9 protein-coding genes are annotated in these 11710 nt (G+C 61.5%); all 9 read right to left on the reverse strand.

Going from position 1 to position 11710, the window contains the following annotated elements; translation table 11 throughout:
• Positions 1 to 22 precede the first annotated feature (22 nt).
• The 9 genes from IB265_RS31455 to IB265_RS31495 all read right to left on the reverse strand — a co-directional run bounded on the left by IB265_RS31455 (position 23) and on the right by IB265_RS31495 (position 11561).
• Entirely contained in the window at positions 23 to 1339 is a 1317-nt protein-coding gene (locus tag IB265_RS31455) for a HAMP domain-containing sensor histidine kinase (protein ID WP_057249577.1), read from the reverse strand.
• Positions 1340 to 1343: 4 nt separating this feature from the next.
• A complete protein-coding gene (locus IB265_RS31460) occupies positions 1344 to 1997 on the reverse strand; it encodes a response regulator transcription factor (protein WP_057249712.1) in 654 nt (217 codons plus the stop codon).
• 146 nt (positions 1998 to 2143) lie between these two features.
• Positions 2144 to 2878 carry an isoprenylcysteine carboxylmethyltransferase family protein gene (locus IB265_RS31465; RefSeq protein ID WP_057249575.1) on the reverse strand — a complete coding sequence of 245 codons (735 nt, stop codon included), beginning with the start codon at positions 2876 to 2878 and terminating at the stop codon, positions 2144 to 2146.
• Between the two features lie 12 nt (positions 2879 to 2890).
• Positions 2891 to 3658, reverse strand: a complete 768-nt coding sequence (gene cmoA / locus IB265_RS31470; protein WP_057249574.1) for a carboxy-S-adenosyl-L-methionine synthase CmoA — start codon at positions 3656 to 3658, stop codon at positions 2891 to 2893.
• A gap of 189 nt (positions 3659 to 3847) precedes the next feature.
• Positions 3848 to 4693, reverse strand: a complete 846-nt coding sequence (locus IB265_RS31475; protein ID WP_192495716.1) for an efflux RND transporter periplasmic adaptor subunit — start codon at positions 4691 to 4693, stop codon at positions 3848 to 3850.
• Between the two features lie 34 nt (positions 4694 to 4727).
• Positions 4728 to 6704, reverse strand: a complete 1977-nt coding sequence (locus IB265_RS31480; RefSeq protein ID WP_246806109.1) for a prepilin peptidase — start codon at positions 6702 to 6704, stop codon at positions 4728 to 4730.
• 20 nt (positions 6705 to 6724) lie between these two features.
• On the reverse strand, positions 6725 to 7546 hold the full coding sequence (locus IB265_RS31485) for a SapC family protein (RefSeq protein ID WP_113132304.1): 822 nt from the start codon (positions 7544 to 7546) through the stop codon (positions 6725 to 6727).
• A 111-nt stretch (positions 7547 to 7657) separates the two neighbouring features.
• Positions 7658 to 9805, reverse strand: coding sequence for an efflux RND transporter periplasmic adaptor subunit (locus IB265_RS31490; RefSeq protein ID WP_113132305.1), 2148 nt, complete (start codon positions 9803 to 9805; stop codon positions 7658 to 7660).
• A gap of 10 nt (positions 9806 to 9815) precedes the next feature.
• Positions 9816 to 11561, reverse strand: coding sequence for an HlyD family efflux transporter periplasmic adaptor subunit (locus IB265_RS31495; RefSeq protein ID WP_162728009.1), 1746 nt, complete (start codon positions 11559 to 11561; stop codon positions 9816 to 9818).
• Between the last annotated feature and the right edge of the window lie 149 nt (positions 11562 to 11710).

Consider the following 11710-nt stretch of genomic DNA (forward strand, 5'->3'; position numbering starts at 1 on the left):
GCAGCGCCCGGCCTGCCAATCGTCAGAGACGGACTTCGACATGGAAGCCCCGGTCCATGCCTGGGGCCGGCGAAGCGATCAGCAGTCGTCCGTGCATTTGTTCCACCAGTCGCTGCACGATCGCAAGGCCGAGGCCGGAGCCGGAAGCTTCCGTCGGCCCGCGATTGAAGCGCTTGGTCAGGCCATTCAAGGTATCCGCGTCGATGACGACACTGTCGTTGGTGACGCGCACGCCTTGCGCATCGACGTCGATCCTGACCGGGCTGCCGGAAGGGCTATGGATAAGCGCGTTTTCCAGGAGATTGCGCAGGACGATCGCAAAGGCATCGGGGGGAATCGGACGCACGAGTTCGGCGCCTTCGGCAACATGAACCTTGAGGCGGCTTGCGCCGAGCGCCGACCGCTCCATGTCCTCGAGGACAAGAGCCAGCACCGGCAACAGGTCCGTGCTTTCGTCTGAGATGGCGATCCCGGCTTCGGCCCGCGACATCTGCAACAGCTTCTCCGCCAGTCGACCGAGGTGAAGCAGCGCGCGTTCGATCTGGCTGGTTCGTTGCCGAAAAGCCGGAGGCACTTCGCTCGCAAGCCGCTGTGTCTGCGCGAGTGCACCGGCGATCGGGGTCCTCAGTTCATGGGCGCTGTTGGAGGTGAACTCCCGCTCTGCGTCGAGCGCGGCCTTGAGCCTCGTCAGCAGAAGGTTCACCGAACGGGCAATTGCCCGCAGTTCCTTCGGCAGCGCCGCTTCGTCGAGCGGGGCCATGTTGCCGCTGTCCTTGGTGAGGATTTCTTCGCGCAACCGTTCGACCGGCGCAAGCGCGCGGCGCGCGACAAGGATGATGGCGATGATGCTGGTCGGAATCAGGGCCAGCAGCGGCAAGAGAAGCGCCGTGCCGCCCTCGAAGAGGGCTTCGGTGCGATGCTCGAAGGCGTCAGCCACCTGCACGAAGAGGGAGCCGTCGGCCGTTCCGGCGGTGTAGATCCGGTGCGTTGCCGTTTCCGAGAAACCGACCTCAAGCGGAACGGCGAAGGGTTCCGGCGCGCCGTCGTCAAACAACACCCTGCCGCTGCGGTCGCGGACCTGATAGGCTAGATATTGTGAATTCAGCTTTGGCGCGACCAGGCCGACGGCGGGCGTGCCATCGGCACGGTCGCGGGCGATGTCGTCGACTACGATTTGCAGCAGCCGTTCGGCCGTTTCCTGGACACCGCTGTCGAAAATCTCGGTGAATTCGTCCTGCATGACATAAACGCCAAGGCCGAGCGCGACGAACCAGAAGATGGCGATGACGCTCGTCAGCGCGATGGTCAGCCTGCGGGTCATGCTTGCAACGCGCGACATCCGGTCACCTGATGCTGTAGCCGAGGCCCCGCACCGTCTCGATCCGGTCGGAGCCGATCTTCTTGCGCAGGCGGCTGATATAGACCTCGACCGTATTGCTTTCGATCTCAGCGCCAAAGGCGTAGAGCGCGTCGTGGAGTTGCTCTTTCGAAACCAGCGCGCCGGGGTGGGCGACGAGTTTGTCGAGCACGGCCCATTCCCTTGCGCTGAGGCTCTGGCTTTCACCTTCGACCAGCACCTTGCGATGGACCTGATCGATCTCGATGCCGGGAAGCCGAACCGTTGGCGTCGCCTTGCCGACATACCGCCTGGAAACGGCCAGCATGCGGGCACTCAACTCACCGAGGTCGAACGGCTTGACCAGATAGTCGTCGGCCCCGCTGTTCAATCCTTCGATGCGATCGGAGATCTGGTCGTGTGCCGTCAGGATGATGACGGGCGTGCCGTCGCCCCGCGTCCGCAGCGAGCGCAGGAGCGATAGCCCCGAACCGTCAGGCAATCGAAGGTCGAGCAGTATCAGACCATAGAGAACCGTCTCCGTCGCGGCCGTGGCATCGGCAGTGCGCGTAAACCAATCGACGGCGTGGCCGGCCGCCGCGACATGGTCGCGCAGCGCCTCCCCCAGAACCTGATCGTCTTCGACTAGTAGGACTCTCAAGATATCACCGGACACTTGTTCGTCCTTGCCTATGTTCGATGGGGGATGGGCGTCAAGCCCCTGAAGCATTGCGCATCACTTTGCGGCAGCGGCGGCGCCGACGCTTGGATGGTCGCGATCGTGGAGCAATGGGCGCCAGCGGGCTGCTAGGATGCGGCGCGTTCGCGAAACGCGCCGCGCCTCTTCATGTAGCTGACGATCGCCGTACCGATGCCGACGAGCGCCATCAGAACGCCGAGCGCCGCGAGTGCACCGGTATTGTGTTCCGCGGGGGCGCTGCTCGCGAACTTGTACATTTCGGTCGCGAGGATTGCGATCATCGCGGCTGAGACGGTCGAGTAGTCCTTGCCGATAACGCGCTTGACGTTGAACGACATTCCCTCGGTAGACTGCGCAAAGTTCCTCATTCGCAATGCCCATCGCGGCACGTCGCGGCGATAGGCCTGGTAGGCTTCGCCGAACGTTCTGTCGAGGAAGGCTTCTTCGGCATAAACGATGCACTGGTACATGAAGGCAAAGAGCCCGATGCCGAAGACGACGAGAAGCGGGTTGCCGTGCAGCAGAAAGACGCCTGAATAGAGCAGCATGTTTCCAACGTAGAGCGGGTTGCGACAGACGCCGAACATGCCTTCCGTAACGAGATCCTTGGCGTAGACCTTTTTCTTCAGGCCGCCGCGCTGAATGTATTTGTACCCGACCACGGTCGCACGCAAGGTGAGGCCAGCCAGGATGACCAGTACGGCCGCGAGGTCCTTGGCGAGCGTTAGCGCCGGGCTATCGAGCACCAGGGCCGGAGGCGGCGCCAGCAGGAACAGAACAATGATGATGGCCGGAAACAGTTGGTTCCGGAAACGGAAGAGAAAATTGCCGATCGCGATCATGGCCCAACGTTCCTACTTGATCGCGATGATGCCGCAGAAATTGTACCAGCGGAAAAAGACCTCGACGCTGCGGAAGCCGGCTTCCTTCAGGAGCTCGAGGTTTTCCTCCAGACGGTAGGGAATGAGCACGTTTTCGAGTGCTTCGCGCTTCTTGGCGATCTCGATATCGGAGTAGCCGTTGCGGCGCTTGAAATCGTAATAGTGCTCGATGAAGAGACGATTGAACGTCGAATCTTCACTGGTGAGCTTTTCGACAAGCAGCAGAGCGCCGCGTTCATTGAGCCCGTCATAGATCGTGCGCATGATGCGCTCGCGATAGAGCGGACGGACGAACTGCAACGTCAGCAGCATCATCACGACACTTGCGTCGTGAATGTCGATGCCCTGGTGAAGGTCGCCGACCCTCAGGTCTATTGACCGGTTGGTGTTGGCTTCGACGATCTTCTCCCTCGCCTTCTCGATCATGTCGGGAGCGTTGTCGATGCCAACGAAGCGGACGGAGGGATCAACCATAGTGTCGAGGCCGAGCAATGTCGTCGCCGTCGAACAGCCAATATCGTAGAGACAGCTACCCGGTTCAGCGAAGTCTCCAGCTAGTTCGCAGGCCATCCGTTGGATCTCACCGTAATAGGGAACCGAGCGGCTGACCATGTCGTCGAAGACAGCGGCCACCGTCGCGTTGAACGCGAAGTCGCCGACCGGCTGATCTGGTGTCGCGAAAACCTCGTCTCGCCTGTTGTTGTTCTCGTGCACCTGTAGGTGCGGTACCTTGCTAGCCATTTGCAGGTTCCTTTGTCCGTCCAAAGCACTACGCGGACCCCTGCCTTCGTTGCGGCAGGAGCCGATTGCGGGCTAGAGGGCCATCGAAACCTGACATGAACCTGAATGGCGGCACCAACGCACACGACACTCCAACAGCGCCAATGTAACGCTCTGATTTTATGAACTTGCCGGCCGTCCGGATGCCGACTATTCGAGATCGTCGGCTCGGTCGTCAAAAGTCACGGAGCAGCGATGCCCGGCCGGTATGTGGTTGTTGGGATTGGGAAGCTCTATTCGCAAGCCGAATGTGCCGCTCGCTGCGTCGAAAACCTGATCAACCACCTTGATCTTACCGGTAAAGCGGCCCTGGATCGGAGCATTCGGGACGACCTGCGCATCCATTCCCACATGCAACTTGCCGAACTCGCTGACCGGGATGAAGGCCTCGACAAAGAGCGGGTCAAGCTTGGCAATTGTCGCCAGCTTGCCGTCCTGATCCAGGTATTCTCCGTTGAAGAGTGAACGCTCGAGCACGACGCCGCTGATCGGACTGCGGATCGTCCTTTGCTCAACCACCGTCTGCGCCCTTTGCAGTTCCAACTCAGCGCTGCGCTTGCGGGTTTCGGCGGTCGCAAGCTCCTTCTGGATGACCTCCATTTCGGCAACGGCCTCTTCGAGCTTGTCGGTCGAGGTGACATTGCGCGCAAGCAGCGCCTCCGCCCGTTTCATGCGGTTGCGAGCAAGATCGAGCCGCGCCTTCTGCGCCTCGATCTCGGAGGTACTCGCGGCCTGCTCGGACATCAGCTCCACGGTCGCCTGCTCCGCATCGGAATGGAGCCTGGCGATAATCTGGTTTTCGTTCACCTGGTCACCGCGAGCGATCAGAACCTCTTTCAAAAGGCCGGGAACCGGACTGCCGATGCGTACGACGACAGAAGGGTCGATGACGCAATCGAAAGCTTGTGCCGAAGCCGGCGCAATGGAGCAAAGCGGAAAGAGAACGGCGAGCATCTGCCGCGCCTTCGCGCGCCTGTCCGCCAGGGGTTTTACCATTCCGTCTTCTGACATTGCGTCACTTGTCATCGGGTCACTCCGGCAAGCCTGAAAAGGCCAGCAATGTGCCCAGGCGTCGATCCTGGGCCAGAAGGTTCTTTCGGTCCTTGGCATGCGTTCGTTCCGCCCGCTGCTGGGCCAGATCGAAAAGCAATAGCCGGGCACGCTTTCCGCATCGACCGAGCAGACGCAGCGGCTGCCAGGGAATGAGCTCAAGCAGCGGGTCTTCCAGAGACAGGATCGCTTCCGTGCTTCCCGGGTCCCCCTTGCGGGCGGTTCGTCCCTCCATCTGCCTGTCGATGCGCCCCGCGTCATGTCGTTCGCTGAGCAAAACGTGAAGGCCACCCAGCGCGAGAGCCTGCGGGACCACGGCGATGTCGACGCCGCGTCCCGCCATGTTGGTGGCGACCGTCACCCGACCGACGCCGCCGGCCTGCGCAATGATCTCGGCCTCCTCCGAACTCTGTTCCGCATTGAGCACCCGATGCTCGATCCCTTGCCCCTGCAGTACGACACTCACTGCCTCGGAGGCCGAGACCGAGCGCGTCGCAATCAGGACCGGGCGGCCGGCGGCTCGCAGTTCCTGGACGCGTCGCACGATCGTAAGCCATTTGTCGTCGAGCGTGGGGCAAATCGTCGTCGGCAGTTTCGTGCGCCGTGAGGGCGCGTTCGGGGGAATGCGCATGACCTGCAGCCCGTAGACATGCCGGAGTTCTTCGGTAATTTCGCGTGCGGTTCCCGTCATTCCCGCCAGGTGGAGGTATCGGCGGAAAAACCGCTGATAGGTCATCCTCGCCATTGTCAGCTTGCGGCTGGTGATCACGCAGCCTTCCTTTCCTTCGACCAGTTGGTGCAGCCCGTCGCTCCAGGAGCGATCAGGCATCACGCGGCCGGTATACTCGTCGATGATCTGCACCTTGCCGTCGCCGACGAGATAGTGCTCGCCCTTCCTGAAGAGCAGCAGCGCGACAAGCGCCTGGCTTGCAGCCTCCTCACGCCGGATGCGATTGCGCCAGATGCCGCCGATCGCCTCGGCACGTTCTGCAAGCTTGGCCTTTCCGGCTTCGGTCAATTCCAGCCTGCGCTCGTCGAGCAGCAGCAGATAATGGGTCGGCTCCTTGAAGCCGTCGATCAGCGCGAAGGTCTGCTCCACCCATTGCCGCTCGCCGTCCGCGTCCGTTTCCTGGGAAATGATGAGCGGCGTTCTCGCCTCGTCCACCAGTACGCTGTCGGCTTCGTCGACGATGGCGAAATGCAGTCCACGCATGACAAAAGGTGGCGATTGGCCCCGGCGCTCGTCCAGCATGCGGTTCACCTTCGCGTGAACGGGGCGTGGCTGGCCGCCGAAAGTGATGCGGTCGCGCAGATAATCGAAGGCGATTTCCTTGTTGCTGGCATAGACGATATCGCACGCGTAGGCGGCCGGCCGATCCGGTCTTGGCACAGTACTGTTGACGAGGCCAGTCGTCAGCCCAAGAAAATCGTAGATGGGGCGAAGTATATCCCGATCGCGCGCCGCCAAGTAATCATTGACGGTGATGACGTGGACTGAAAGCCCCGCAAGCGCCGCGATCGACGCCGGCAGGCCGGCGGTCAAGGTCTTGCCCTCGCCCGTGTCCATCTCCGCCACGCGCCCCTTCAGCATGGCAAGGCCGGCAAGTATCTGCACGTCGAGGTGGCGCAATCCGATGGTGCGCTGTGAAACTTCGCGCACGATCGCAAAGCCGAGACAAATATTGGCATCGGTGAGGCCATGGCACCGCAGGGCCGCACGGACTTCGCCGATGCGCGCAGCGAGCCCCTGCCCGGTTTCGTCGCCCAGGGCTGCTCCCGCCGCATTGACCTTCTGGACAAGTTCCCTCAGATGGCGCCGGTGCAAACGACCGGCAACCATCTGCGGAACGCTGGTCACCATCTTCTCGATGCCGTCAAGCCAGTGCTCGGGTCGGTCCTGGCGTTCGGGGTAGACGACCAGTGGAGGCGGCGACCAGCTTGGGACGAGAATATTCATGGTCGCTTGCCCAATCCGCCTTAGGCGCTCGCTTCCTCGACGGGCGCATCTTGGCCGTTCCGGTAGTTCTTCGGCTGTTTCGGTACGGCGGGCGGAGCGTCTCCCTTACCGGCAGCATCCACGGCTTCGGGCATGCGCTCCAGCATGCTGGAGAAATGCCTGAGCGAGTGAAGATGCAGGTACGTGCATTCCAGCTCGTCATTGGTGAACATGGCCTGCAGGTCTTCGCTTGCCAACGCTTTCAGCTTTTCACGGTTGACCGTCATGAACCCGGAAAGCGACCGGCGTTCGCCGCTGTTGAGGTTGAACTGGGCCTGCATCGGCTGCAGCAGCCCCAGTGATTTCAACCGCTCACAATACTGGCGGGTTCGCTGGTGCCTTGCCTGATAGTCCTGCAGGAAGCCAAGCACGCTCTTCAGGTATTGGGTTTGCTGTCCCTCGCTGTCGAACAGGCGCTCGCCGCGGCCTTCGCGATTGAAGCCGTCGAAACTTTCGTCGATGTGAAGGATGAACGTCTTGCCGCTGCGGTCCGTTGAGAACACGAACGGATAACGGCGCACGAACGCCGGCACATATTTGCCGAGCCAGGCACCGTCGTCGCCGACGAAGAGGTTTTGCGTCTGCTGGGCGCCGAGAACCACCGCAGGTGTCACCGTGTCGTCCGTGCCGGCAAAGACGATCGGATACTCGGCGGCGGCCTGAGCAAATTCGATGGCCGTCACCGGAACCGAGTTCACTTCTTTTGCGAACTTGTATGAAGTTCCGCTTTTAATTGACACATCCTTATGGCGATCGGCCGAGACAGGATGCACGTCTTGATAGAAAAGAAGTTGCGCTGTCATGGTGGTTTCCCTCCAGTATCTTGTAAGTGCCACTCAGGTATTCTAAAAGACAATCGCCAGATTTTTACTCAGGCTAATTTGATCGAACACTTTATTAGACTTCGTGTCCAGTCAAACTTTAAATAAACGCAGGAATATCTGCCGCGTTGAACGATAAATTCTACTGGCGACGGGCGAGGACCCGTGAGAGAACCTCACAAAGACACGTCCACCTATTCGAGGCACGGTCGGGCTCTCGGTCAGCATCAGGTCGAGATGCAAAAGATTGGCAAGCACCCGCCGCTGTGACGTGTCGCGGGGGTCGAGCGTAATGGCGCCGCCGCCGGCGGTGCTGAGCGCCGCATTGGGCAATGTGTCGGTTAGCGCCGGAACCTCGCGGACAACAACCGCCCTGTAGATCTTCGAAAAATCCTCAACGAAGCGCAGACTTACGTCCCGTGTTTGCGAGCGGACAAGGTCGGCGTCCTCCTCCGGGACGATGACCCGAATGGTTGGCTTGTCGAAGTGCGCAACGTAGGCGATCACCTTGCCACGTTGCACGAACTTGCCCGGCAGGTCGCGATCGTCGGGCAGGATCAGCGTGCCGCTCGATGGTGCTCGGACGATCAAATTCTCCTGCCTTTGCCGTGCCAGGTCGAGATCGGCACGAGCAAGCCGCAGTTCCTCCTTGACCATGCTCGCATGGGCAAGATCCGACAGATCCTGCTTGGTAAGACGCCGTTGGAGCTCGGCGACACGCAGTTGCAGCAGTTCGACGCGCGCCGCCAGCAGCGGATCCTCCTGCCGGATCAGTGGATCGCCAGCCTTGACCTCGGCGGCGGGTGCGGCGGCGATTTCATCGACCGTACCATCGGTCTGAACATGGACGATCGCATCGCCTGGCAACCATACGATCCCCTGCACGACAGTCGCGTGCGGAATGGGCAGCACGAAGACTACCAGCGCGACTGCGGCGAGGACGGAGCCGACCACCGCGAATGCGCGGCCCCGGCTTCGCCGCAGGAGCGGGCTCGTCAGCAGGAACCAGAAAGCCTTTGCCAGCGGCACTGCAAACATCAGAATGAGCGCCCAGATGGCGAGCAAGGTACCGACGATGAAAAACTTCTGACTGACGAGCGCGATGATCGCGCCAGTGACCACAAGGCGGTAGAAGAACGCCGAGACGCCGTAGAGAACGAACCAGAACTCCTCCCCAGGCGCCGTCGCCGGCGAGTTGACCGAGCCGATCTTGAAGGCGTAGCGCTGAACGAGATAGGCGAGATATTTATTGGCCCGGCTCGCGAGGTTGGGTATCTCCAGAAGATCGCTCAGGACGTAGTAACCGTCGAAGCGCAGAAGCGGGTTGCCGTTGAAGAGCACGGTTGACACGCCGCCGATCAGCATGACGTTGAAGGCGAAGGCCCGCACGAGCCCCTCCTCCGCATTGACCCATACGATGAGGGCGACCGCGGCAAGCGTCATTTCCACGAAAATGCCGGCGGCACCGACGAGGGCGCGTTGCCACTTGCTGGCAAAAGCCAGACTGTCGGATGCATCGACATATGGGACCGGCATGAAGACCAGCATCATCGCACCGACCTCGTGGACGTCGCCGCCCCATCGCTTGACTGCGTAGGCGTGCCCTAGCTCATGCAGGGTCTTGATGAGCGGATAGGCGATCAGCATCAGGAAGAGGTTCGACGTTGACAGAACGCGGTCGGTCACGTTGGCGGTCAGCGCGTTCCAATTCATGCCGGCAAGAACGGCGGCATAGGCGACAAGACAGATGAAGACGAGCGCGCCGAACCATGAGAACAGCACCCGGCCGACAATGGCGGTGGCGTTCAGAAACTCGTTCGGGTCGAGAAGGCCGAAGCGAATGGCGAGGGGATTGCCGAAACTCATCAAGAGCTTGCGATTGCGCGCCTTCTTGCCGCGCTCGGCGATTTCATTGATATCGGGCGGAACATTGCCGAACAGGACGTCCGCCGCGTGCAACTGCCCGAGAAGCTGGATGACCTCATCCTGGGTCACGACCTTGTCGGTGAGCTTGTCGCAGGCGATGTCCCAGATCGCCTGCATCGTCCGGTGGCCATCCATCAGGCTGATGATGAGATAGGTCTCGGGCGTGAAGCGGTGGAAACGCCCGGATGTCCGGTCCTGCAGCACGTACCAGAGCTGATCACGAAAGACCGTGCGATGGATGCGTACATGGCCGCGCAGCTTCAGCTTCAGTTGCGCGACGCGGTACCAGGATGAACTGAAGTAGGACCGTTCCATGTCCGCGCCCTCACGGCATCCAGCGCCACGCGGCGAGATAGGCCCATTGCACCATCTTGTCGGTGTAAACGCGGATCAGGAGCCGTTCGTCGACGGAGGTCTTGGCAATGCCCTCCATGCCAGGCCGAAGCCGATCGCTCAGATGATCCAGCGCTGCTTCGACCTTGAAGAAATTGTGTCCCTCCTTCTGGGTGGAAATCGCGGTGATCTGCTCGATTCGATAGGTGAGCGGCTCCTGCGGAAGCGCGGAAACTCGCAGGACTCCCTGGCGGCCGATCTCGACATCGTCAATGTCGCTTTCATCGACTTCGAGGATGACGCGATAGGACTTGAGCGGTGCGACCGTAAAGAGCTCCTGCCCGCGCTCGACCGCAGCGCCGATCGACTGGCTGAGGTCGCCGTTGACGACATAGCCGTCAAAGGGAGCGAGCAGCCGGGTGCGCTTGAGCTGTTCGTCGATCAAAGCGAGCTGGGCGTCGGCCTGATCGATCTGCGACTTGACGATGAGCGCCTCGGCCCGTTCGTGCTGCATCAGCGCCCGGTCATATTCGGTCGTCTTCTGCTGTCGGGTGGTCGTCAGCCGAAGCCGTTCCAGTGTCAGATCCTGGTCGTCGAGCTGCGCCAGGATCTGCCCCTGTTTGACCACTTCGCCGGCCCTTGCCGACTGGCTGGATACATAGCCGTTGAATGGCGCCACGACCGTTCGCTGGATTGTACCGCGAACGACGGCCGAAGACGTGACGGAGTATTCCGTCGTGGCCACGCTGAAATAGGCGGCCAGGATGACGGCGATCAGCGTCGCGAGCTTGCGGCCGAAATAGCCTGGGCCCAGCAGGCGCCGCAACTGGTTGCCGGCGGCCTCCCAAAGCTTCACCAAGACGTTCCTGTCGTTGCGGCGTTTTTCCTCAAGCACCGGTCCGACGACCGCTGCCACTGCATCGCACAGGTCAACGGTCGTCTCGTCGAAGGCACTGCCGCGTGGGCGCTGCAGCGTCAGGGCGCCCACGATCTGATGCCCAGATTGCAGGGGGATCGTCAGCACGCCTCCGCACTTGTGCGTCTCGACCAGCTCTTCGTGCGCCCGAAGGACACGATACTCCCAGTGCTCCTGCGGCGGGTAGAGAACGATGGCGCGCTGATCGACAGCCTCGTCCATCGCCGCGCCGATGTCGCGAATGATGTTTACCTTGTTGCCGAAGCCTGCCGCATGCGAGACCGTCGCGACACGACATCGCCGGCCGCGGACGAAACCGACGCTGACAGGGTCGCAGGCAAGCCGCATGGCGAGTTCCGTCACGAGCGCGGTGGCCGCTTCGGCGAAACCTTTTGCCTCGATCACCGCGGCAAGCATGTCGAAGGCCAGCCTGTTGCGTTCGCTGATTTCTTCGTTTTCGACTTGGAGCTGGCGCCTGAGCAGGACCTCGACCCAGCCGGAGGCCCATTGCACCTTGCGCATCACCGCGTTGATGGCAGCAGGCTCGACGGAAAGCGAAAGCGCGCAGGCGCCATACAAGCGCTCGTTGACGATCAACGGCGAAGCGATCAGTTGCACCATACGGCTACCGGTCGTTCCGGTGGAGATGCCCTGGCGTTGGCTCAGCGCCCTCTCAGCGGCGGCCGTCAATCCCTCGTCGGCGGCCCTTTCCGGCCAGAAGGCGATCGGCGTGTAGGGCCCGGTGTCCGGTTCCCCGAGCATGACCATGCCGCTGGCCACGCCAGAGATCTGCCGGCAGAGTATGGCCAGCCACGTCTCCATGAATTCGTCTGGCTCGGTCGCATTGCGGAACTTTTGCCAGAGCGCTTGATCCAAAATAGCGTAATTCACCGCCCCCGGGCCTTCGACCGGGGGCGGTGGTGCATATTCCCTGGCAATGTGATCAGTCATGCCGGCACGCGGTGGCCAGA

The sequence above is a fragment of the Ensifer sp. ENS10 genome, from assembly GCF_014852025.1.
Lineage (GTDB): Bacteria > Pseudomonadota > Alphaproteobacteria > Rhizobiales > Rhizobiaceae > Ensifer.